The organism is Phycicoccus jejuensis (assembly GCF_044797865.1).
Lineage (GTDB): Bacteria > Actinomycetota > Actinomycetes > Actinomycetales > Dermatophilaceae > Phycicoccus > Phycicoccus jejuensis.
In genome coordinates this window covers 1,396,295-1,417,820 of the sequence record NZ_CP085209.1, presented here as the reverse complement: position 1 = coordinate 1,417,820, position 21,526 = coordinate 1,396,295, and the positions used below count along the sequence as shown (strand labels likewise).

The window sequence follows — 21,526 nt, the reverse complement described above, 5'->3', positions numbered from 1 at the left end:
GAGACCTTCCGGACCACTCAAAGCCCGCACGTGCGGGGTCATCGCTGCCTGGCCGGGAGATGCTTCCGCGCCCGGGCACGCAGGAGGCCCCCCGCTCCCTGTTCAGCGGGGGGCCTCGTCCGTGCGGGCGACCGGGGTCAGCGCACGGCGGGCTCCGGCTCCCTGCGAGCCGGGGCGTCGGTGGTGCCGCTCGTCTCCGACGCGGCGGCCGGGGTGGTGCGAGCCTCCGCGCTGGACTGCGACATCGTGTCGAGGAGCTCGTGGCCGGCGTGCTCGGCGCTCTCGGCCGGCGTCTCCGCGTGGTTGCTGTCGCGCAGCGGGAGAGCCTTGATGGCGAGCGTCGCGAGCAGCACGAGCGCGACGATCGGGAGACCGATGAGGAAGACCTCGTGCAGCTGGTCCGCGAGCCCCTGGCGCACGGCGATCGCGACGGCCGGCGGCAGCTGCGAGAGCGCGGCAGGGTCGAGCACCGAGCCGGCGCTGGCGGCGCCCTCCGGCATCGAGGCCGCGGCCCCGGCCGGGAGGTGGGAGGCGATGGCGCCGCCCAGACCGCTCGTCAGCACGGTGCCGAACACCGCGATGCCGACCGTCGACCCGACGTTGCGGAAGAACTGGCTCGACGCGGTCGCGACCCCGAGGTCACGCTTCTCGGAGGCGTTCTGCACGACGAGCGTGTACTGCTGCATCGCCATCCCGATGCCGATGCCGAGCACGACCATGGCCAGCGTGAGCTGCGTCTGGCTCGACTCGAAGGTGAGGCGGGTGAGGAGCCAGATGCCGGCGCCCATGATGACGACCCCGGCGGCCATGAACGGCTTGTAGACACCGGTCCGCGTGATGACGAGCCCGGTGAGGATGCCCATGACGATGAGGCCGACCATGAGCGGCGCGAGGATGAGACCGGAGTTCGTCGCGTCGACCCCGAGCACGCCCTGCGCGAAGACGGGGATGTAGATGATCGAGCCGAACATCACCATGGCCAGGCCGAAGCTCGCGATGTTGGCCGCGGTGAACACACGCGACCGGAAGAGGCGCAGCGGGATGACCGGCTCCTCGGCGCGGCTCTCGGCGAACACGAAGGCCACGAGCCCGAGGACGCCGACCACGTAGAGGCCGATGATGGTCGCCGAGCCCCACGGGTACGAGGTGCCGCCCCACGAGGTGGCGAGCAGGACCGCGGTGAGCCCGACGGCGAGCGTGGCGATGCCCCAGCTGTCGACCTTCGCCTCACGGCGCTCGTGCGGCAGGTGGAGGAAGCGCAGGATGAAGCCGGTCGCGACGACACCGATCGGGATGCCCGCGAAGAACAGCCAGCGCCAGCCCCAGTGGTCGGTGATGAACCCGCCGGCGAGCGGGCCGGCGACCGACGTGACACCGAAGACGGCGCCCATCAGGCCCTGGTACTTGCCGCGCTGACGCGGCGGGATGATGTCGCCGATGATGGTCTGCGACAGCGGCATCACGGTGCCCATGCCGAGGCCCTGGATGGCGCGCGCGGCGACGAGCACCCAGAACGACTGGGCGAAGCCGGCCACGAGCGAGCCGACCATGAAGACGACGAGGCCGGCGATGTAGAAGCCGCGGCGGCCGTAGAGGTCGGAGAACTTGCCGACGATCGGGACGGTGATCGCCGAGACGAGGAGGGCGGCGGTGGCGACCCAGCTGTAGTGGTCCATCCCGCCGAGCTCGGAGACGATGCGCGGCATCGCGGGCCCGACGATCGTCTGGCTCACGGAGGCGACGAGCATCCCGAGCATCAGGCCGACGAACACCCGCCGGGAGGCGGGGCTCAGCTTGTACGGCTGGGGAGCCGTGGTGGTCGCGGTGGTCATGCAGTGGTCCTCTCGCGGTCGGCCGCCTCGGGGGCGGGGTGGGCAGGGCCCGCGACGCTGCGGACGGGGTGGTCGTGGTCCCTCGCGACGCGCGCGAGGGAGGTCTGGAGGCGGCCGAGCAGGTCGGCCAGGGTGCGGCGGTCGGACTCGTCCCAGTCCTCGAGGGCGATGGCGACGAGCTCCTCGCGGCGGCGGCGCTCCTGGAGCAGCACCTCGCGGCCGGCGTCGGTGAGGCCGACGAGCTGGGCCCGGCCGTCGTCGGGGTCCGGGGTGCGCTCGAGGAAACCGCGGTCGACGAGCGCGCTGACGCGGCGGCTCGTCGTCGACTGGTCGAGGCCGACGGCGTCGGCGAGGGCGCACGCGCGCCCGGGGCCGCGCTTCGCGGTGAGGGCCAGGAGGGTGTACTCGGGACGGGTCACCGGCCCCTCGACGACGTGGGCCCGGCTGAGGAGTCCGAACATCGCCGAGAGGTGCTCGGTGACGAGCGGGTCGGCGGTTGCTTGCATGACACAAGCATATGCCTGTTCTTGCAGAGTGTGCAAATTTGCTCGTCGTGCACACCGGGCATACTGGAGGCATGGCACCGGGTTCCGCGACCTCCGAGGCGACCCCCTCCCTGCGCGACCGCAAGAAGGAGGCGACGCGCCAGCGGCTGCACACCGCGGCCGTCCGCCTCGCGCTCGCCCACGGCGTGCAGGAGGTGACGGTCGAGCAGATCGCGGGCGAGGCCGACGTCTCGCCGCGCACCTTCTTCAACTACTTCCCGACGAAGGAGGCGGCGCTCGTCGGCGCCGACCCCGCGCGCACCGAGCAGCTGCGGCAGGCGGTGCTCGAGCGCCCGGCGGACGAGTCGCTGCCGCAGGCGCTACGGGCGGTCCTCACCGAGCACGTGCGCGGGTTCGAGGACGAGCCGGAGCTCTGGCGGATGCGCAGCGAGCTCGCCGCCCGGGTGCCCGAGCTCGAGGCGCGCATCGCCGGGGCGGGGCACCGCCTCGAGAGCGCGCTCGTCGAAGCGGCACACGAGCGCGCCGGCACCGACGCCGCCGACGACCTCGCGACCGGGCTCGCCGCCCGCACGGCGATGGCCGCCCTGCGCGCAGCGTTCCACCAGCACCGGGCGGCCGGCTCGACGGGCTCGCTCCTGCAGCGTCTCGAGACCGCGTTCGACGCCGTCGGCCTGCGCTGACCCCGCTCTCCGCGAACGCGTGTGAAATCGCCGGGGGTCCCCGGCGGGTTCACACGCGTTCGCGGGTGGCGACGCGGGTCAGAGGGCGGCGGCGACCTCCGTGCCCTGCCGGATGGCGCGCTTCGCGTCGAGCTCGGCGGCGACGTCCGCTCCCCCGACGACGTGGACCCGCACACCCCGCTCCTCGAGCTCGTCGGCCAGCGTGCGCACCGAGTCCTGCCCGGTGCAGACGACGACCGTGTCGCAGGGGATGACGCGACGCTGCGAGCCGTCCTCGCCGAGCCGCACGTGCAGGCCCTCGTCGTCGATGCGCTCGTACTCGACGACACCGGTCACCTGCTCGACCCCCTTGGCGCGCAACGACGCCCGATGCACCCAGCCCGTGGTCTTGCCGAGCCCCCGGCCGATGGGCGTGGCCTTGCGCTGGAGGAGCACGACCTCCCGCGGGCTGGCCTCCGGTCGCGGTCGCTCGACCCCGCCGCGGGTGCGTTCGGGGTCGCCGACGCCCCACTCCGCCCGCCACGCGTCGACGTCGAGCGAGGGCGAGCGGTCGGTCGTCAGGAACTCGCACACGTCGACCCCGACCCCACCGGCGCCGATGACCGCGACCCGCTGACCGGCGACCCGCTCGCCGCGCACCAGCCGGTCGTAGGTGACGACCGAGGGGTGGTCGATGCCCGGGATGTCGGGCAGCCGGGGCGTGACCCCGGTCGCCACCACGACGTCGTCGACGCCGGCCGCGGCGAGCGCGGCGGCGTCGGCCCACGTCGAGAGGCGTACCGTCACGCCGAGCACCTCGAGGCGGCGCGTGAAGTAGCGGATCGTCTCGGAGAACTCCTCCTTGCCGGGGATGCGCATCGCGATGTCGAACTGGCCGCCGAGGTGGTCGCGCCCCTCGAGCAGCTCGACCTCGTGGCCGCGCTCGGCGGCGGTGACGGCGGCGGCCATCCCCGCCGGGCCGCCACCGACGACGACGACCTTGCGGCGCACCGGGGCCCGGCCGATGACGAGCTCCGTCTCGCGGCCCGCGCGCGGGTTGAGCAGGCAGGTCGCGCGCTGCTTGACGAAAGTGTGGTCGAGGCACGCCTGGTTGCAGGCGATGCACGTGTTGATCTCGTCGGCGCGCCCCTGCGCCGCCTTGCGCACGAACTGCGGGTCGGCGAGGAACGGGCGGGCCATCGAGACGAGGTCGGCGCCGCCGGCGAGGACGCGCTCGGCGACCTCCGGGGTGTTGATGCGGTTGGTCGCGACGACCGGGATGCCCACGTGCGCGCGCAGCCGGGCCGCGTGGTCGGCGAAGGCCGCGCGGGGCACCGAGGTGACGATGGTCGGCACCCGCGCCTCGTGCCAGCCGATGCCGAGGTTGAGGATGCTCGCGCCGGCCGCCTCGACCTCGCGGGCCAGGGCCGTCACCTCGTCCCACGTCTGGCCCTCCTCGACGAGGTCGAGCACCGAGATCCGGTAGACGAGGAGGAAGTCCGGGCCGGCGGCCTCGCGCACCGCGCGGACGACCTCGACGGCGAACCGCCGGCGGTTCTCGGCGCTGCCGCCCCACCGGTCGGTGCGCCGGTTGGTGCGCGGCGCGAGGAACTGGTTGATCAGGTACCCCTCGGACCCCATCACCTCGACGCCGTCGTACCCGGCCTCGCGGGCCAGCCGCGCCGATCGCGCGAAGGCGCGGATCTGCCGGCGGACTCCCCTGTCGGACAACGCCCTCGGGCGGAACTTGCTGATCGGGCTCTTGACCGCCGACGGCGCGACGCACCACGGCGTGAACGCGTACCGGCCGGCGTGCAGCAGCTGGAGGGCGATGCGCCCGCCGGCCGCGTGGACGGCGTCCGTCACGAGGCGGTGGCGCGCCACCTCACGGCGGCTGCTCAGCTTCGAGGCGCCGGGGTAGAGCGTCCCCTCGAGGTTCGGGGCGAAGCCGCCGGTGACGATGAGCGACGCACCGCCCTCGGCCCGCTCCGCGAGGTAGGCGGCGAGCTTCGGGAAGTCCTTGGCCCGGTCCTCGAGCCCGGTGTGCATCGACCCCATGACGACCCGGTTGGGCAGCGTCACGTGGCCGAGGTCGAGCGGGGCGAGCAGGTGGGGGTAGTCGCTCATCGGGCCTTCCTCGTCGGGCGCCGGCAGCGACCGGGCCGCGACGGACGGCCGTCGGGTCAGTGCCGGCGGCGCCACCAGCGGCGCCTCGGGCGAGCCTCCCCCGTTGTTACCGGCGGGTCAACCTGCACCGGCTGTGAGGATGCTCGCAGCGCCCGCCACTGCTCGACGACGTCGTCGACGTCGACCGTCGGGGCCAGCAGCGGGGGCATCCGCGGGTCCGGCGGGCGCAGCCGGTCGCGGCGCACCCGCCGGTTGAAGTCCTCGAGCACGGTCCGGACCGACTCCTCGGTGCGCAGCTCGAGCAGCGAGCCGGGGAAGGTCGCGGCCTCCTTGCGGAGGGCGACAGCCGGCGGCAGCGCACCGGTGAAGTCGAGGTCCTCGCGCTCGGCGAGCTGCCGCACCCACCACATCGGGTCGTCGGGGTACTCCAGACGCAGCGGCTTGCCCGCGCCCGGGAGGTCGTCGAACTCGCCGCGCTCCTGGGCCTCCCGGATGGCGCGCTCGACCGGTGACTCGTACCGGGGCCGGTCCACCATGCCCCCAGTCTCACCCGTGACGGGTCGGAGGAGCCCGTCAGTCGGCGAGGAAGGAGAGCAGGTCGGCCCGGGTCAGCACGCCGACCGGCTTGCCGTCCTCGACGACGAGCACCGCGTCCGAGCCCTCGAGCTCGTGCCGCGCGGTGCTGACCGGCTCGCCGGCGCCGACGAGCGGCAGGCCCACGCTCATGTGCTTCTCGACCGGGTCGGCGAGGTGCGCCGAGCCGGTGAACAGCGCCTCGAGCAGCGCGCGCTCGGACACCGCGCCCGCGACCTCGCCGGAGACGACCGGCGGCTCGGCCTTGACGACCGGCATCTGCGAGACGCCGTACTCGCGCAGGATCTCGATGGCGTCGCGCAGCGTCTCGTTCGGGTGCGTGTGCACGAGCGCGGGCAGGTCGCCCGCCTTGGCGTGCAGCACGTCGCCGACAGTGCGCTGGTTCTCGGCCTTCATGAACCCGTAGGAGGCCATCCAGTCGTCGTTGAAGATCTTCGAGAGGTAGCCGCGGCCGGAGTCCGGCAGGAGGACGACGACGACCGCGTCGTCCGGCAGCTCGCGGGCCACGCGCAGCGCGGCGACGACGGCCATCCCGCAGGAGCCGCCGACGAGCAGGCCCTCCTCGCGGGCGAGTCGGCGGGTCATCTCGAAGGAGTCGGCGTCCGAGACGGCCTCGACCCGGTCGACCTGGTCGGGGTCGTAGGCGCTCGGCCAGAAGTCCTCGCCGACGCCCTCGACGAGGTACGGACGGCCCGAGCCGCCGCTGTACACCGAGCCCTCGGGGTCGGCGGCGACGACCTGGACGCGGCCGCTCGCGCGGTCGGCCGACACCTCGCGCAGGTACCGGCCGGCGCCGCTGATCGTGCCGCCGGTGCCGGCGCCGGTCACGAAGTGGGTGATCTCGCCGTCGGTGTCGCGCCAGATCTCCGGGCCCGTGCTCTCGTAGTGCGAGAGGGGGCCGTTGGGGTTGGAGTACTGGTCCGGCTTCCAGGCCTTCGGCGTCTCGCGGACGAGCCGGTCCGAGACGGAGTAGTACGAGTCCGGGTGGTCCGGCGCGACCGCCGTCGGGCAGACGACGACCTCCGCGCCGTACGCGCGCAGCACGTTGCGCTTGTCCTCGGAGACCTTGTCCGGGCAGACGAAGATGCAGGTGTAGCCCTTGCGCTGGGCGACCAGCGCGAGCCCGACCCCCGTGTTGCCGGACGTCGGCTCGACGATGACGCCGCCCGGCTGGAGCTCGCCGGAGGCCTCGGCGGCCTCGACCATCTTCAGCGCGATGCGGTCCTTCACCGACCCGCCCGGGTTGAGGTACTCCACCTTGGCCAGGACGGTCGCCCCGATGCCCTCGGTCACGGAGTTGAGCTTGACGAGGGGGGTGTCCCCGACGAGGTCTGCGATGTGCTCGGCGTACTTCACGCCCGCCATCCTGTCACGGTCCGGGCGGGCACCCCCGCGCGCCGACGAGCGGAGGGTCAGCCGCGCCCGAGGCGGTCGACGAACCGCGCCGCGTCGACGACGACCCGCTCGACGGTCCCCGCGGCGAGGATGCGCCCCGCGGCGTCGTGGGCCTGCACCGCGAAGCGCAGCCGGCGGCCGTCGTGGCCAACGACCTCGGCCCGCACCGTCACCTGCTCCCCCACCGCGCTCGGAGCGCTGTGCTCGAGCTCGACCCGGGTGCCGACGCTCGTCGCGCCTGGCCCGAGGACGTCGGCCACCGCCGCCACCGTCGCCGCCTCGAGCCAGGCGAGCAGCCGCGGCGTGCCGAGGACGGGGAGGTCGCCGGACCCCACCGACCGGGCGGTGTCACCCGGTGCGACCGTGCGGGTCTCCTCGGCCGTCCGTCCGCTCCAGGTGTCCATCCGTCCACGGTAGGGGCGCGGCCGGGGGCATCCGGCCCGAGGTGTCGGCCGCCGGGGCTACGGTGGATGTCCACCCCGGCAGGAGGATCGATGGGCCGCGCACGCAGGGCTCGCAGGATCGCCGCCACCGCCGCGTACGGCGGGGGCGGCCTCGCCGCGGCCGGAGCCGCCCTCGGTGCGCTCGGCTGGGGCGTCATCAAGACCGAGGCGGCCATCGCGCGCCGCCTCATCGGCCGCCCGTTCGACACCTCGCCCGACGACGACGGCGTCTACGGCGCCGGGCACGGCACGCCGTGGGAGATCGTCGTCCTCGGCGACTCCTCGGCCGCCGGGATGGGCGCCGACGAGCCCCACGAGACCGTCGGGGCGATCGTCGCCAACGGCGTCGCGGCCCTGACGGGTCGCCCGGTCCGGCTGACCAACCGGGCCGTCGTCGGGGCGGAGTCCAGCGACCTCGAGCGCCAGCTGGCCAACGCCCTCGAGGACGTGATGCGGCCCGACGTCGTCCTCGTCATGGTCGGCGCCAACGACGTGACCCACCGGATCGAGCGCGCCGCCGCCGTCCGTCACCTCGAGCAGACGGTCCGGCGCATCCGGGCCCTGGGCTGCGAGGTCGTCGTCGGCACCTGCCCCGACCTCGGGACCATCGAGCCGATCCACCAGCCGCTGCGCACCCTCATGCGGCGGTGGTCGCGCGACCTCGCCGCCGCCCAGACCGTCGCGGTCGTCGAGGCCGGCGGCCGCACCGTCTCGCTCGGCGACCTGCTCGGGCCGGAGTTCCGCGCCCGGCCCCGCGAGATGTTCAGCGCCGACCAGTTCCACCCCTCGGCGGCCGGCTACGCCCGCGCCGCCGCCGTGCTGCTGCCGAGCGTCTGCGCCGCCCTGCGCGTCTGGGGCGAGGACACGGGCGACCGCGCCCCCGAGCCGCGCCGCGGCGAGGGCGTCAACCCGGTGGCCGTCGCCGCCGGCCAGGCCGTGCGTGAGGCGGGCACCGAGGTGTCGCCGACCGAGATCGCCGGCCAGGACCGAGGCCCCCGCGGGCGGTGGGCGGTGCTCCTGCGCCGCCGTCCCGGAGGCGCTCCCCCGGCCGGGGGCCCTGCCGTCACCGGGGCCGACGAGGGCGCGAGCACCGCCGGCTGAGCCGCGGGCCGCGCGCCTCAGTCGTCGCCGACGATGGCGTCGAGCTCGACCTCGACGAGCCAGCGCTCGTCGATGAGCCCCGCCACGCGAACCATCGTGCTGGCCGGCCGGATGTCGCCGAAGATCTCGCCGTGCACGGCCGAGACGGCGTCGACGACGTCGAGGTCGGTCACGTAGTGCCGGGTGCGGACGACGTCCTCCGGCCGCCCGCCGAGCTCGGCGAGCGCGCCGAGCGCGATCTCCCAGCAGCGGCGGGTCTGCTGGCCGGCGTCCTTGCTGACCTGGCCGTTCTCACCGATCGGTGCCGTGCCGGAGACGGCGACGTGGTTCCCGACGCGGACGGCGCGGGCGAACCCGACGGTCGCTTCGTACGGAGACCCGGAGGATGCCCGGCTGCGCGAGGTGCCCATGGGGCCATCATGTCCCTCCGCGCCCGGATGCACGACCCCTCGCGGGCACGCCCGACGAGACCCACCCCACGTGCCGTCCCGGTTCCCTCCTCCCGGGTCGCGGCCTAGGCTGGTGCGACCCGTGGTGAGCGCTCGCTCACCTCGCGAGGTGGGCCCGTGGCCCGCCCGTCGACCACCGCCAGGAGGACCCCGTGACCCAGGCCGTCATCGTCGCCACCGCCCGCACCCCGATCGGGCGCGCCTTCAAGGGCTCCCTGCGCGAGGTCCGGCCCGACGACCTGTCGGCGCAGGTCGTCCACGGCCTCCTCGAGCAGCTGCCCGGGCTCGACCCGACCACCCTCGACGACCTGTACTGGGGCTGCGCCGACCCCAGCGGCAAGGCCGGCAACAACATGGCGCGCGTCATCGGCGTCCTCGCCGGACTCGACGGCCTGCCCGGCGCCACCGTCAACCGCTTCTGCGCCAGCTCGACCCAGACGATGCGGATGGCCTTCCACGCGGTCAAGGCCGGCGAGGGCGACGCGTTCGTCGTCGGCGGCGTCGAGTCGGTCTCGACCAACGCGGCCTTCCGCGGCGCCGGTGAGTCCGACCCCGACGCGCTCAACCCGGTCTTCGCCGAGGCGATGGAGCGCTCCGCCGAGACGGCCGCCGCCAACACGACCTGGTCCGACCCGCGTGAGCAGGGCCTCCTGCCCGACGTCTACCTCGCGATGGGCCAGACCGCCGAGAACGTCGCGACGCTGCGCGGTGTCTCGAGGCAGCGCCAGGACGAGTGGGGCGTCACGAGCCAGAACCGGGCCGAGAAGGCGATCGCCGACGGCTTCTTCGCCCGCGAGATCCTCCCCGTCACGCTCGCCGACGGCACGGTCGTGTCCACCGACGACGGCCCGCGAGCGGGCGTGACGCTGGAGGGCGTGCAGGGCCTGCAGCCGGTCTTCCGCGAGAACGGCACCGTCACCGCGGGCAACTGCTGCCCGCTCAACGACGGCGCGTCCGGTGTCGTCGTCATGAGCGACACCCGCGCCAAGGAGCTCGGCCTGACCCCGCTCGCGCGCATCGTCTCGACCGGGGTCTCGGCGCTCTCCCCCGAGATCATGGGCCTCGGCCCGGTCGAGGCCTCGCGCCAGGCGCTCGCCCGCGCCAGCATGACCATCGACGACATGGACCTCTACGAGATCAACGAGGCCTTCGCCGCCCAGGTGCTGCCCAGCGCCGACGACCTCGGGATGGACCTCGACAAGCTCAACGTCCACGGCGGGGCCATCGCCCTCGGGCACCCCTTCGGCTCCACCGGCACCCGGATCATGACGACGCTCCTCAACGGGCTGCAGGCCCGTGACGGCCAGTTCGGCCTCGAGACGATGTGCGTCGGCGGCGGCCAGGGCATGGCCATCGTCGTCGAGCGCCTCTCCTGACGCCCGTCACCCCCGACTGGTTGCGCATCCGCCACCTCGGGACCTCCTCGGAGGCCTCCCGCAGGTGGCGGATGCGCAGTGAGTGGGTGCGCGTGGGCCGGGTCAGGGGAGGGCGCGGCGGAGGGCGACCAGCCGCTCGGTGACGTCGGCGGCCGCCTCCGGCCCGCCGGCTGCGACGGCGTCCCACGCGAGCACGGCCAGCTGGTCGGGCAGTGCGGCCGGGCCGAGGTCCGCCAGCGGGACGCCGGGCGCCGTCAGGCCCGCGAGGTGCTCGGCGAGGGCGCGCAGGGCACTGCTCTGCTCCTGCGCCGTGGCCAGCGGCAGCTGCGCCCACCGACGCCGGATGCGCTCGAGCTCGGTGCGCGCCGGGCCGTCGAGGACGTCCGGGGACGACGACGCCGGGGCGGCGTGGGCCACCCCGGCGTCGTCGGTGCTGGGTCCGGTCAGTTGCGGAGCCGACCGAGAAGCCGGAGGAACTCGAGGTAGAGCCAGACGAGCGTGACGACGAGGCCGTGCGCGAGGAGCCACGAGTACTTCTGCGGGGCGCCGGTGCGGATGGCGTACTCGATGGAGTCGAAGTCGAGCGCGAGCATCGTCGCTGCGAGGCCGACGGCGAACAGGGAGATGCCGATGCCGAGCATCCCGCTGCCTCCGATGCCGAAGGGCTGACCGGAGATGAGCGCGTACGCCAGGTTGATGAATCCGAAGATCACGTACCCGAAGACCATCATCGTCACGATGCGGCGGAACTTGGCGGTGACCTTGATCAGGCCGGTCTTGTAGGCCAGGAACATGCCGGCGAAGGTCGCCAGGGTGGCCAGCACGGCCTGCGCGACGATGCCTTGGAAGGCCGGGGTGCCCGGGTCGTCGAAGGCGCCGGAGTAGGTCTGGCTGATCGCCCCGACGAAGAGGCCCTCGAACACCGCGTACGTGACGATGAGCGGGACGCTGAGCGTCTTCTTGACCGCGATGGCGATGCCCAGGCCCAGGATGGCGACCAGGCCGATGCCCCAGGCCGCGAGGCCGAGGACCTGGCTCGTCGCCGAGAGGTACCAGCCGACGGCACCGGTCACGAGGACGATGGCGAAGAGGCTCAGCGTCTTCATGACGACGTCGTCCATCGTCACGGCGCGCTCGGTGCCGGGGCGCATCGCCGACGGCGCGTTGTACATGTCCTGCAGCTGCTGGGGGCTCATCGGGTCGGCCTGCTGCGGGGCGGGGGTGGACCGGAAGCCGGCGTACCCGTTGCGGGCGTCCTGCTCCATCCGGTTGAAGGCCGGGTTGTTGGCCATCGTTCCTCCGTGCTGGTCGTGGCGGTGGGGGTCACCGTGTTCGTACAGCCTAGACGTGCGAGCCCGTTGCTGAGTTCCCGCTGAGACCGCGTCGCACCCCTCCCCGCGAACGTGTGTGAAGAACATCGCCCCGCCGACGTTCTTCATACACATCCGGGGGAAGAGATCAGGGGCGCTGCGCGCCCCCGACGGGAACCGTCGCCCTCACTCCGTTCGGGCTCCTCCCGACTCCCTGCGGGGGCGCTGCGCGCCCCCGACGGGAACCGTCGCCCTCACTCCGTTCGGGCTCCTCCCGACTCCCTGCGGGGGCGCTGCGCGCCCCCGACGGGAGTCGAACCCGCACCTGGGGCGCTTTTAAGGCGCCTGCCTCTGCCGGTTGGGCTACGGGGGCGGGCACACCGTAGCGCGCCGGCCCGCTCGGCCGGCGCAGGCCTCAGGCGTCGCGCCCGAGGGCCGGGCCGGCGAGGACGGCCGCGACGGCCACCCCGGCGGGCAGCGCGACCGTGCTCAGGCCGAGGGTCGTGAACGCCTCCGGCCCGCCCGCGACGAGCCAGACGACGGCCGGCGCGAGGAGGACCGCGGCGGCCAGCAGCATCAGCACGCCCACCGCGCTCCCCCGCAGCGCGGCCGGCGCGGTGTCGCGCCGCAGCGACGCCGCGAGGATGACGCAGCCGACGACCCCGACGAGCCCGACGACCGCCCCCGCGAGCACGACGGGCAGCTGCGAGGTCGGGACGACGAACCCGAGCACCACGAGCGCCAGGGCGAGCAGCCCGGACAGCCCCGCCATGAGCCGCACGAGGAGCAGGTGCGCCGGCGGCCCCGTCCGCTCGTCCGCCTCGGCACCCATGGGCCGGGAGCCTGCCACAGCGGACGGCCCGCGTCAGCCGTCCGCGACCGACAGGGCGATGCCGTCAAGGATGTCGTGCTCGCTCGTGACCACCCGCACGCCCGGCGACCGGTCGGCGACCCGGGCGAGCACCTCGTCCCAGACGAGTGCGCCGGCGCCGATGACGTCGACCCGGCCGGGGTGCATGTACGGCAGCGCGGCCCGCTCGGCCCGCGGCATCGCGAGGAGGGCCGCGCACGAGGCGCGGTGGCCGGCGTGCGGGACCTCGGCGAGGTGGATGGCGTCGCGGTCGTAGCCGCCGAGCCCGAGTGCGTGGGCGGTGACGGTCGTGATGGAGCCCGCCAGGCCGACGACCGCGGCGAGGCCGTGCAGGTCGACGGCCTCCTCGGCGGCGTCGAGCGCGGCCCGGACGTCGCGGCGCGCGGCGTCGGTCTGCTCGGGGGTCGGCGGGTCGCCGGCCAGGTGGCGCTCGGTCATCCGGACGCAACCGACGTCGACCGACCGCCCGGCCTCGACGTCGTCGCTGCCGCGGACCAGCTCGGTGGAGCCGCCGCCGAGGTCGACGACGAGGTAGGGCCCGGGGATGCCGAGCCGGCGCAGGTCGCCGGTGGCCCCGGTGAAGGACAGCCGCGCCTCCACCTCTCCGGCGACGACCTCGGGCGTGACGTCGAGGTCGCCGAAGGCGTCGCGCACCCCGGCGACGAACTCGTCGGCGTTGCGGGCGTCGCGCGAGGCGGAGGTGGCGACGAACCGCACGCGCTCCGCCCCCAGCTCGCGGCAGGTCGCGGCGTAGCCGGCCGCCGCGGCGAGCGTGCGCTCCATGGCCTCCGGCGCGATGACGCCGGTCCGGTCGATGCCCTGGCCGAGCCGCACGACCTCCATCCGGCGGACGACGTCGGTCAGGAGCCCGTCGTCACCGACGTCGGCGACGAGCAGGCGGATCGAGTTGGTGCCGCAGTCGACGGCGGCGACCCGACGGGTCACGCGCGCTCCCCCGCGGCGGCGTCCGCGGCGCAGGAGCCACGCTCCCACCAGGGGTCGAGCAGGTCGAGGGCCTCGTCGCCGAGCGGGTTGACGCCCGGGCCGGCGGCCAGCGAGTGGGCGACGAGGACGTGGAGGCACTTGACGCGCGTCGGCATCCCGCCGGCGGAGATGCCGGCCACCTCCGACACGTCACCGAGCTCGGCGCGGCGCGCGAGGTAGTCGGCGTGCGCGGCCTCGTAGCCGGCGCGCAGGTCGTCGTCGGTGCCGAGGCGCTCGGTCATCTCGCGCATGACGCCCTGGCTCTCGAGCGTGGAGATCGCGCCGGTGAGCCGGGGGCAGGTGGCGTAGAACGAGGTCGGGAACGGCGTGCCGTCGGGCAGGCGCGGCTCGGTGCGCACGACGTCGGGCTCGCCGCACGGGCAGCGGTGGCCGACGGCAGCGACCCCACGGGCCGTGCGGCCGAGCTGGCGGGAGACGGCGTCGAGGTCCTCCTGCGCGACGGGCGGCAGGTCGGGGCTCGCGGTCATCGCCGGGCCCCGGGGGCGTCGGCGGTGCGGACGGACTGCCACACGCCGTCGTACCAGGGCAGAGCCGGGGTGGCCTCTCCCGCACCGGGACCCGTGGTCGCGGGGCCGGTGTCCTTCGTCGCCTCGGGGTCGAGGACGGTGTAGGCGCGCTCACCGGGGCGGACGAACTTCAGCCGCTGCCGGGCCTGCTGCTCGACGTAGGCCGGGTCCTCCCACCGCTGGCGCTCCTCGCGCAGCGACGCGACGTCGGCCTCCTGGCTGCTGACCTTGTCGCGCAGCGCGGCGATCTGCCCCTGCTGGTGCAGCCACGCGGCGACCGAGGAGGTGAGCAGCACGACGAGGAAGATGGCGATGCTCGCGAGCACCGCCGTGCGCCGCACCATCCGGTTCGACATCGCCCCGCCGACCTGGCCGCGCCAGCCGGTCGGGGTGCGCCGCACCACCTTCGCCGTCGTCGTGCCGGTGGTCGAGGGCCGCGGTGAGGCGGACGCCGACCGGGTGGACGAGCGCGTCGAGGACCGGGCGGAGCCGGCCTTCGACGCCGGGCGCGCCGCGGACCCGCGTCGCGGCGGGCGCGACGCGGGTCCGGTGCTGCGGCTGGTGGCCATCGGCCTGGCTCCTCCGGCTCGGCTCAGCCCTGGCGGGCGGCGAAGCGCGGGAAGGCGCCCGCGCCGGCGTAGACCGCGGCGTCGTCGAGCTCCTCCTCGATGCGCAGGAGCTGGTTGTACTTCGCGACGCGCTCGGACCGGGCCGGGGCACCGGTCTTGATCTGGCCGCAGTTCGTCGCGACCGCGAGGTCGGCGATCGTCACGTCCTCGGTCTCGCCCGAGCGGTGGCTCATCATGCAGCGGTAGCCGTTGCGGTGCGCGAGGTCGACGGCGTCGAGCGTCTCGGTGAGCGAGCCGATCTGGTTGACCTTGACCAGGAGCGCGTTGGCGGTGCCGGTCTCGATGCCGCGGGCGAGGCGCTCGGGGTTGGTGACGAAGAGGTCGTCGCCGACGATCTGCACCTGGGTGCCGAGGCGGTCGGTCATCGCCTTCCAGCCCTCCCAGTCGTCCTCGTTGAGCGGGTCCTCGATGGACACGAGCGGGTAGGAGGCGACGAGGTCGGCGTAGTAGTCGACCATCTCGTCAGCGCTCTTCGTGCCGCCCTCGAAGGTGTAGGAGCCGTCGTCGTAGAACTCGGACGCGGCGACGTCGAGCGCCAGCGCGATCTGCTCGCCCGGGGTGTAGCCGGCCTTCTCGATCGCCTCGAGGATGAGGTCTAGCGCGGCGCGGTTGGACTCGAGGTTCGGCGCGAAGCCGCCCTCGTCGCCGAGACCGGTCGCGAGGCCCTTCTCCTTGAGCACCGACTTGAGCGCGTGGTAGACCTCCGCGCCCCAGCGCAGTGCCTCGCGGAAGGACTCGGCGCCGATCGGCGCGATCATGAACTCCTGGATGTCGACGTTGGAGTCCGCGTGGCTGCCGCCGTTGAGGATGTTCATCATCGGCACCGGCAGGACGTGCGCGTTCGGACCGCCGACGTAGCGGAAGAGCGGCAGGTCGGCCGAGTCGGCCGCGGCGCGGGCCACGGCGAGCGAGACGCCGAGGATGGCGTTGGCGCCGACCTTCTCCTTGTTCGCGCTGCCGTCGATGGCGAGCATCTCGGCGTCGACGAGTCGCTGCTCGCTCGCCTCGAAGCCGAGGAGCTTCGGGCCGAGCTCGTCGATGACCGCGTCGACGGCCTTCTCGACGCCCTTGCCGCCGTAGCGACCCTTGTCGCCGTCACGGCGCTCGACGGCCTCGAACGCGCCGGTCGACGCGCCGCTGGGGACCGCCGCGCGGGCGACGGTGCCGTCGTCGAGGGCGACCTCGACCTCGACGGTGGGGTTGCCGCGCGAGTCGAGGATCTCGCGCGCGCCTACTGCCTCGATGCTGGCCACAGGAACTCCCGGGAGGGTGGGGACACGTTTCCTGCCGAGCCTAGCCGGGGCGGAGCGGGTCGGCCGGGACCGACCCGCTCCCCGGACGCCCCGGGACGGCGGCCTCGAGCCCGTGCGTCAGCCGACGCCCACGGCGTGCTCCGCCACGACGCGCGCGGCCATCTCGCGCAGGTCGGTCGGGCGCCGGCCGAGCAGCCGCTCGGTGTCGGCGAGCTGCGCCGGCGTGGCGACGACGGCCATTCGGCGGATGACCCGCATCGACGAGCGCCAGTCCTCGAGCCGGTGGCCGGTCAGGTGCGCGCGCAGGGCCCGGTCGAGGGCCTCGTCGTCGTCCCCGCGGTAGGCGACCGGGTGGCCGAGCGCCTCGGACCAGATCCGGGCGCACTCCGGACCCGTGAGCGAGCGCGGACCGACGACCGCGTGGGTGCCGGACGGGAACTCGGGGTCGAGGAGGATGCGCGCGGCCACCTCACCGAGGTCGCGCAGGTCGACCCGGTTGAGGCCCTTCGGGTGGGCCGGGTGGACGTGCTCGCCGGCGCGCAGCACGTCGAGGAGGACCTCGTCGTTCTGCATGAAGTTGGACGGGACGAGGACGACGGGGGTGGTCGCCGAGCGCTCGACCCGGCGCGCGAGCGCGAGCTTGCCGCGGTAGCGGGGCAGCAGCACGCCGTAGAGGCGGCGCAGCAGCCACCCGTGCAGGGCGGTGCGACCGACGGCGTGGACCCCGGCGAAGACCAGCCGCGTCCCCGCGGCCTCGCACGCCTCGACGACCGTGGTCGTCAGCGCGACCTCGTCGGGCTCGTGCGGCGAGACGTGGAAAACGACGTCGGCGCCGGCGACGGCCCGGCGCACCGACGCGGCGTCGCGCAGGTCGCCCACGACGACCTCGACGCCCTCGTGGGAGCCCAGGCGGGCGGGGTCTCGGACGAGGACCGCGGGGGTGGCGCCGCGCTCGCGCAGCGCCCGGACGACCTCCCGGCCCACGAGGCCGGTGGCTCCGATGACGAGGACGCGGCGCCCGGAGGGGACCGGGCGGCTGGAGGTGGTGGGCACGAGGGCTCCTTCTGGTGGTCGACGGGGTGTCGGGTCGACCCTCGTCGGCCCCGCTTGGGCGGCCCTTGCGGCGTCGCGGACCCAGCGCCCAAGCCGCACCCAAGCGCAGCCGTCGACGGTGGTCGCACCACCACGACAGCGGGGCCCGACCCCCGACCACGAGGAGAGAGCGATGTCCACCACCACGACGACCACCCGGGGCCAGCTGGACCTGCCCGGCCAGACCCACGTCGCCGACGGTCCGCTGGACCACACCGGCATGTACGTGATGCACCACGCCTTCCGCCGGGACCTCGCCGCCTTCGCGTCGGCCGCCCACCGGACCCCCGTCGGCGAGACCGCCGTCTGGGAGGCGCTCGTCGCGCGCTGGGGTCGGTTCGCCTCGACCCTGCACCACCACCACACCGCCGAGGACGAGCTGTACTGGCCGGTCCTCGCCGGCGCGGTCGCAGAGCGCGGCACGCCGGCGGACGCGGCCGAGGTCCGCGCGATGAGCGAGGAGCACGAGGGCATCGACCCGCTCATCTCCGCGTGCGCCGACGCCTTCCGGGCGATGGCCGACCACCCGTGCGACGTCCACCGTCACGCCGTCGAGATCCGGGTCGCGGGCCTGCGCGAGGTGCTCGACGCGCACCTCCGGCACGAGGAGACCGTCGTCCTGCCGCTCGTGCAGCGGGTCATGACGCCGGCGGAGTTCGACGGCGTCGAGAAGGCCATCGGCCGGTCGTACAAGGCCGGCGACATCGGCTTCGTCGTCGGCTGGGCGCTGCACCGGCTCCCGCAGGAGGGCAGGGACCGGATGTTCGCGATGGCCGGGCCCGCGTACCGGGTGCTGCACCTCGTCGTGCGCCGCCGGTTCGAACGGCGCGAGGCGACGGCGTTCCGGTACGCCGAGGGCTGACCTGGTCCGGCGCGAACGGGTCCGCTCGAGGTCAGAACCCGAGCCGGGCCCGTTCCCCGGCCAGCATCCGCGTGTACGCGCTCATCCCCCAGCGGTCGGCCATGAGCTCGGCCCGGTCCGCGAGCCGCGCCGCCTCCTCCGTCTCGCCCAGCACCGCGAGCCCGAGGGCGAGGTAGCCGTCGACCGGCCCGTTGACGAGCGAGATCCCGGTCAGGGCCATCGTGCCCTCGGACGGGCGCAGCGCGTCGACGGCCTCACGCGCCAGGCGGGGGTCCCGCAGTCGCGCCGCGACCAGCACGTGGGCAGCGGCCTCGGCGGTGTGCCACCAGCGGTTGCGGAACGGCGGCATCGGGACCCGCTCGAGCTCGCTGCGGAGCGCGTCCTCACGGTCGACGAGGGCCAGGAGGTGGAGCATCGCCCACCGCCCGAGGTCGAACGGCTCGGCGACGAACTCGGCGTAGAGCGGGTCGACGAGCTGGTCGGCCACCCCCGGCCGCCACGTGGCGGTGCTGTAGAGGATCCCGAACTCGTTCTGCTCGAGCGCAGGCGTCGCGAGACCGTCCTGCATCGAGCGCATGGCCGCGGCGTGCGCGTCCGCCGCGGCGTCCTCGTCCCGCAGCGTCGCGAGCGAGAAGCGGACGAAGTGCAGAACGTACTCGACGTAGGCGAGCCGCCGGCGACGGGCGATCCGGTCCGCGGCCTCCGACCCGGCCACCCATCCGTCGAGGTCGCCGTGCTCGATCGCGGTACCGGCCCGGGTCAGGTGGGCGAGCGCCTCGGCCGCGGCGTCCTCGCCACCCGCGGCGGCGGCGAGCTCCTCGTCCGCCAGCCGGGTGCGACGGGCGAGCTCGGTGGGTCGCCAGAGCGCGATCCAGCCGGCGTGCGCGGCCCACGCGAGCAGTGGCCGGTCGCCGAGACGCCGCGCCATCGCGGTCCCCTCGTCGACGAGGGCGTCCACCTCCGGCTCGCTCCCCCAGCGGTAGTACAGCTGCACGGCGAGCGCCAGCATGAGGACGCAGCGGGCCGGGGAGTCCTGCGCCCCCGAGGCCGCGAGCGCCGCGCGCAGGTCGTCGAGGAGGTCCTCGTCCACCTCGCCCATCTCCTGCGGCGTCCACACCGAGTAGCGGGTGAGCTCGGAGGCCGCGCGGGCCACGCGCTCCGGGTCCTCGGCCGCACGGGCCAGGGCCACCGCCTCGACGACGGCCTCGACGACTCGGCGCCACCGCCCCGAGTGGGCCGCCGCCTCGGAGTAGGCGAGCAGCAGGTCGTAGCGCTCCTCCCGCGTGCCGGCGGGGTCGAGGGCGTGCGCGTCGAGCGCCGAGCGGTAGAGGTCGGTGGCCTCGACGTTGGCGAACAGGCGACGTGCGCGCTGGGCCGCACCCTCGGCGGCACGCCACGCGCGCGGTGCGTGGACGGGCCCCGCGGCGAGCCAGTGGTGGGCGAGGTCGAAGTCGCGCTGGGCCGCCGGCACCGAGGCGTCCGCCACGCTCGCGAGCGCGTGGGCGATGCGCGCGTGGGTCCGCGCCACCGCCGCCGTGGTCGCGGTGGCGAGGACGGCGTCCCGGGTGAGGGCGTGCTCGAACGCCAGGGACCCGTCGTCCCGGTGGTGCACGATCCCGGCCTCCTCCGCGGGCTCGAGGAGCTCGGCGACCCGGGCCGGGTCCCACCCGCCGACGTGCGCGAGCAGGAGCGGGGAGTGCGCCCGCCCGAGCGCCGCGGACACGAGCAGGACCTCGCGCGTGTCCTCGGGCAGGTCCGCCAGGCGGCGCGCGACGACGACCTGCACCGACTCCGGGACCTCGCCCCGCCAGCCGCCGGGGGCGGCGGCGAGCCGCGCGAGCTCGACGAGGAAGAACGGGTTGCCGCCGGTCCGGGCGCACCAGTCGTCGACCTCCACGGCGGACGGCGCCCGGTCGGCCCCGGACACCGCCGCCACGAGCTCGCGGGCCTGCGCCGGGGCGAGGCCGACCGGCTCCAGCGTGCGGCCGCCGTGCCGGGCCAGGGCCGCGCCGAGGTCGGCGAGCGCCCCCACGGGTGCGGGCCGGCTGCGGCGGGTCAGGACGAGGGCGACGTGGTCCCCCGGGCGCAGCGAGGTGACGAGGTGCGCCAGGGCACGGAGGGTGCGCGTGTCGGCCCAGTGCAGGTCCTCGACCACGAGGAGCACCGGGTCGTCGCGCGACCGCCGCCGCACCGCCTGCGCCAGGGCGTCCTGGACGGCGAAGGCCCGGGCGGCGCCGTCGCCGTCGTCGCCATCGGTGTCGACCAGGTCCTCGGGCGGGTCGATGCCCAGGCCCTCGAGGAGGGCGAACCAGGGCCAGAAGGGCGGCGCCCCGTCGTCCTGCGAGCAGCGGCCGACGGCCGACACCATCCCCCGGTCGTGGGCCTGGTCGACGACGTCGTCGACGAGGCGCGTCTTGCCGGCCCCCGGGTCGCCGACCACGAGGAGGTGCCCGGGGCGCCCTGCGGCCGCGGCGGAGAGGAGGTCGACGAGGGCCGCCCGTTCGCGCTCGCGCCCCACGAGCGGCCAGCCGCCGAGGGCGACGGCCGGAGCCGGCCCGGCAGCGTCGGTGGCCGCCCGCTCCCGGGCGGCCGGCCGGTCGGGCGCCGGCCCGGCAGCCGGTGCGAGCCACCGGCCGAGCGCCGGGTCCTGGCGCAGCACCGCCGCCTCCAGGGCCCGAACCTCCGTCCCGGGGTCGAGGCCGAGGTCCTCGGCGAGCCGCCGCCGGTACCCGCGCAGCGCCTCCAGCCCCTCCGCCTGCCGACCGGTGCGGACCAGCGCGAGCGCGCGGAGGCAGTGGCTGCGCTCGCGCAGCGGGTGACGGGACACGGCCTGCTCGGCGGCCGCGAGCACCGCGGCGTGCTCCCCGAGCGCCAGCAGCCCGAGCGCGGTGTCCTCCTCCGCCGTCGCGCGCAGCTCGTCGAGGGCGCCCCGGTCCGCCAGCACGTCGGGGTGGTCGCCGAGGTCGGCGTACGCCGTGCCCGTCCACGTCCGCAGGGCCGCTTCGAGGGCCTCGACGTGCTCACCCACCTCGTCGCGCGTCGGCCAGCCGTCGTCCGGGCCGGTGGTCAGCTGCGACCACAGCGGCGCGAGCGCCGCGTGCCGCGCGTGCACCTCGCGGGCGAAGACCACGGCGTCGACCCGCTCGGGGTCGAGCGCGAGCCGGTACCCGGCATCGCTCGTCACGAGCACCGTCGGCCGGGCACGCGGAGCCAGGTCGGGCTCGAGGACGCGCCGCAGGCCGCTGATGTACGAGTGGAGGGTCCCGAGCGCCCCCGCCGGAGCCCGTTCCCCCCACACGAGGTCGACCAGCCGGTCGGCGCTCGTCGTCGCACCGGGTGAGAGCGCGAGGGCGGCGAGGATGCTGCGCGGCCGGCGCGCGGCGAGGACCACCGGCCCGTCACCGGCGTCGACGGCCGTGCTCCCCAGCACCCGCACCCTCACGGGCGTCACCCTAGCCAGCGGGCCCGCAGGTCAGAAGGGGTGCGAGGGCGAGTCCGCGCAGGACGTCGCGCGCG

Annotated in this window: 20 protein-coding genes and 1 tRNA gene; 4 read left to right on the top strand and 17 right to left on the bottom strand. The window is 75.0% G+C overall.

Annotation, left to right across the window (positions count from 1 at the left end; genetic code table 11):
- Window positions 1-137: 137 nt before the first annotated feature.
- Entirely contained in the window at window positions 138-1,832 is a 1,695-nt protein-coding gene (locus LG324_RS06700; protein WP_404352632.1) for an MDR family MFS transporter, read from the bottom strand.
- Window positions 1,829-2,338, bottom strand: a complete 510-nt coding sequence (locus tag LG324_RS06695) for a MarR family winged helix-turn-helix transcriptional regulator (RefSeq protein WP_207024771.1) — start codon at window positions 2,336-2,338, stop codon at window positions 1,829-1,831. Before LG324_RS06695 ends, LG324_RS06700 begins: the two co-directional genes overlap by 4 nt.
- 71 nt (window positions 2,339-2,409) lie before the next feature.
- On the opposite strand from LG324_RS06695, the gene LG324_RS06690 reads away from it, so the two are divergent.
- Complete coding sequence (locus tag LG324_RS06690; RefSeq protein WP_404352630.1) at window positions 2,410-3,018, top strand: TetR family transcriptional regulator; 609 nt, start codon at window positions 2,410-2,412, stop codon at window positions 3,016-3,018.
- A 78-nt stretch (window positions 3,019-3,096) separates the two neighbouring features.
- Here LG324_RS06690 and LG324_RS06685 read toward each other — a convergent pair whose 3' ends face one another.
- Genes LG324_RS06685 through LG324_RS06670 form a run of 4 tightly spaced genes read right to left on the bottom strand, consistent with a single transcriptional unit; the run spans window position 3,097 to window position 7,517 of the window.
- Window positions 3,097-5,124 carry an FAD-dependent oxidoreductase gene (locus LG324_RS06685; protein WP_404352628.1) on the bottom strand — a complete coding sequence of 676 codons (2,028 nt, stop codon included), beginning with the start codon at window positions 5,122-5,124 and terminating at the stop codon, window positions 3,097-3,099.
- A 56-nt stretch (window positions 5,125-5,180) separates the two neighbouring features.
- Entirely contained in the window at window positions 5,181-5,660 is a 480-nt protein-coding gene (locus LG324_RS06680) for a DUF1992 domain-containing protein (protein ID WP_404352627.1), read from the bottom strand.
- 37 nt (window positions 5,661-5,697) lie between these two features.
- Complete coding sequence (locus tag LG324_RS06675) at window positions 5,698-7,074, bottom strand: cystathionine beta-synthase (protein WP_404352626.1); 1,377 nt, start codon at window positions 7,072-7,074, stop codon at window positions 5,698-5,700.
- Between the two features lie 56 nt (window positions 7,075-7,130).
- Window positions 7,131-7,517, bottom strand: coding sequence for a thioesterase family protein (locus LG324_RS06670; protein WP_030528870.1), 387 nt, complete (start codon window positions 7,515-7,517; stop codon window positions 7,131-7,133).
- Window positions 7,518-7,607: 90 nt separating this feature from the next.
- Here LG324_RS06670 and LG324_RS06665 point away from each other — a divergent pair, with 90 nt between their 5' ends.
- Window positions 7,608-8,657, top strand: a complete 1,050-nt coding sequence (locus tag LG324_RS06665; RefSeq protein ID WP_404352625.1) for an SGNH/GDSL hydrolase family protein — start codon at window positions 7,608-7,610, stop codon at window positions 8,655-8,657.
- A gap of 17 nt (window positions 8,658-8,674) precedes the next feature.
- On the opposite strand, the gene LG324_RS06660 is transcribed toward LG324_RS06665, so the two are convergent.
- Complete coding sequence (locus tag LG324_RS06660; RefSeq protein ID WP_030528872.1) at window positions 8,675-9,067, bottom strand: RidA family protein; 393 nt, start codon at window positions 9,065-9,067, stop codon at window positions 8,675-8,677.
- Between the two features lie 191 nt (window positions 9,068-9,258).
- Here LG324_RS06660 and LG324_RS06655 point away from each other — a divergent pair, with 191 nt between their 5' ends.
- Complete coding sequence (locus LG324_RS06655) at window positions 9,259-10,482, top strand: acetyl-CoA C-acetyltransferase (protein ID WP_404352624.1); 1,224 nt, start codon at window positions 9,259-9,261, stop codon at window positions 10,480-10,482.
- 102 nt (window positions 10,483-10,584) lie between these two features.
- On the opposite strand, the gene LG324_RS06650 is transcribed toward LG324_RS06655, so the two are convergent.
- The 9 genes from LG324_RS06650 to LG324_RS06610 form a co-directional block, all read right to left on the bottom strand.
- On the bottom strand, window positions 10,585-10,899 hold the full coding sequence (locus LG324_RS06650; RefSeq protein ID WP_404352623.1) for a hypothetical protein: 315 nt from the start codon (window positions 10,897-10,899) through the stop codon (window positions 10,585-10,587).
- A 26-nt stretch (window positions 10,900-10,925) separates the two neighbouring features.
- Complete coding sequence (locus LG324_RS06645) at window positions 10,926-11,774, bottom strand: Bax inhibitor-1/YccA family protein (RefSeq protein ID WP_030528875.1); 849 nt, start codon at window positions 11,772-11,774, stop codon at window positions 10,926-10,928.
- 316 nt (window positions 11,775-12,090) lie between these two features.
- Window positions 12,091-12,165, bottom strand: a tRNA-Leu gene (locus LG324_RS06640).
- A gap of 42 nt (window positions 12,166-12,207) precedes the next feature.
- Window positions 12,208-12,624 (bottom strand): hypothetical protein, encoded by a 417-nt coding sequence (locus tag LG324_RS06635; protein ID WP_404352622.1) that lies wholly within the window; start codon window positions 12,622-12,624, stop codon window positions 12,208-12,210.
- A 33-nt stretch (window positions 12,625-12,657) separates the two neighbouring features.
- The gene (locus LG324_RS06630) at window positions 12,658-13,608 is read right to left on the bottom strand and encodes an exopolyphosphatase (RefSeq protein WP_404352620.1); all 951 of its coding nucleotides are present in this window, start codon (window positions 13,606-13,608) and stop codon (window positions 12,658-12,660) included.
- Entirely contained in the window at window positions 13,605-14,135 is a 531-nt protein-coding gene (locus tag LG324_RS06625) for a DUF501 domain-containing protein (RefSeq protein WP_404352618.1), read from the bottom strand. The genes LG324_RS06630 and LG324_RS06625 overlap by 4 nt, the downstream gene beginning before the upstream one ends.
- Window positions 14,132-14,743, bottom strand: coding sequence for a septum formation initiator family protein (locus LG324_RS06620; protein ID WP_084696823.1), 612 nt, complete (start codon window positions 14,741-14,743; stop codon window positions 14,132-14,134). Before LG324_RS06620 ends, LG324_RS06625 begins: the two co-directional genes overlap by 4 nt.
- A gap of 23 nt (window positions 14,744-14,766) precedes the next feature.
- A complete protein-coding gene (gene eno, locus LG324_RS06615) occupies window positions 14,767-16,056 on the bottom strand; it encodes a phosphopyruvate hydratase (RefSeq protein WP_030528880.1) in 1,290 nt (429 codons plus the stop codon).
- A 117-nt stretch (window positions 16,057-16,173) separates the two neighbouring features.
- Window positions 16,174-17,109 carry an SDR family oxidoreductase gene (locus tag LG324_RS06610; protein ID WP_404352616.1) on the bottom strand — a complete coding sequence of 312 codons (936 nt, stop codon included), beginning with the start codon at window positions 17,107-17,109 and terminating at the stop codon, window positions 16,174-16,176.
- Window positions 17,110-17,281: 172 nt separating this feature from the next.
- Between LG324_RS06610 and LG324_RS06605 the strand changes: the two genes are divergently transcribed.
- Window positions 17,282-18,010 (top strand): hemerythrin domain-containing protein, encoded by a 729-nt coding sequence (locus tag LG324_RS06605; RefSeq protein ID WP_404352615.1) that lies wholly within the window; start codon window positions 17,282-17,284, stop codon window positions 18,008-18,010.
- Between the two features lie 31 nt (window positions 18,011-18,041).
- Here the strand turns inward: LG324_RS06605 and LG324_RS06600 are convergent, their stop codons facing one another.
- Entirely contained in the window at window positions 18,042-21,452 is a 3,411-nt protein-coding gene (locus LG324_RS06600; protein WP_404352614.1) for a BTAD domain-containing putative transcriptional regulator, read from the bottom strand.
- Between the last annotated feature and the right edge of the window lie 74 nt (window positions 21,453-21,526).

Excerpts from the sequence above, each read along its gene's own strand:
- LG324_RS06620 (WP_084696823.1), bottom strand. The coding sequence starts at position 14,743 with ATGGCCACCAGCCGCAGCACCGGACCCGCGTCGCGCCCGCCGCGACGC.
- LG324_RS06680 (WP_404352627.1), bottom strand. The coding sequence starts at position 5,660 with ATGGTGGACCGGCCCCGGTACGAGTCACCGGTCGAGCGCGCCATCCGG.
- LG324_RS06670 (WP_030528870.1), bottom strand. The coding sequence starts at position 7,517 with ATGGACACCTGGAGCGGACGGACGGCCGAGGAGACCCGCACGGTCGCA.
- LG324_RS06645 (WP_030528875.1), bottom strand. The coding sequence starts at position 11,774 with ATGGCCAACAACCCGGCCTTCAACCGGATGGAGCAGGACGCCCGCAAC.
- LG324_RS06605 (WP_404352615.1), top strand. The coding sequence starts at position 17,282 with ATGTCCACCACCACGACGACCACCCGGGGCCAGCTGGACCTGCCCGGC.
- LG324_RS06625 (WP_404352618.1), bottom strand. The coding sequence starts at position 14,135 with ATGACCGCGAGCCCCGACCTGCCGCCCGTCGCGCAGGAGGACCTCGAC.
- LG324_RS06685 (WP_404352628.1), bottom strand. The coding sequence starts at position 5,124 with ATGAGCGACTACCCCCACCTGCTCGCCCCGCTCGACCTCGGCCACGTG.
- LG324_RS06660 (WP_030528872.1), bottom strand. The coding sequence starts at position 9,067 with ATGGGCACCTCGCGCAGCCGGGCATCCTCCGGGTCTCCGTACGAAGCG.
- LG324_RS06665 (WP_404352625.1), top strand. The coding sequence starts at position 7,608 with ATGGGCCGCGCACGCAGGGCTCGCAGGATCGCCGCCACCGCCGCGTAC.
- LG324_RS06700 (WP_404352632.1), bottom strand. The coding sequence starts at position 1,832 with ATGACCACCGCGACCACCACGGCTCCCCAGCCGTACAAGCTGAGCCCC.
- LG324_RS06635 (WP_404352622.1), bottom strand. The coding sequence starts at position 12,624 with ATGGGTGCCGAGGCGGACGAGCGGACGGGGCCGCCGGCGCACCTGCTC.
- LG324_RS06690 (WP_404352630.1), top strand. The coding sequence starts at position 2,410 with ATGGCACCGGGTTCCGCGACCTCCGAGGCGACCCCCTCCCTGCGCGAC.
- LG324_RS06695 (WP_207024771.1), bottom strand. The coding sequence starts at position 2,338 with ATGCAAGCAACCGCCGACCCGCTCGTCACCGAGCACCTCTCGGCGATG.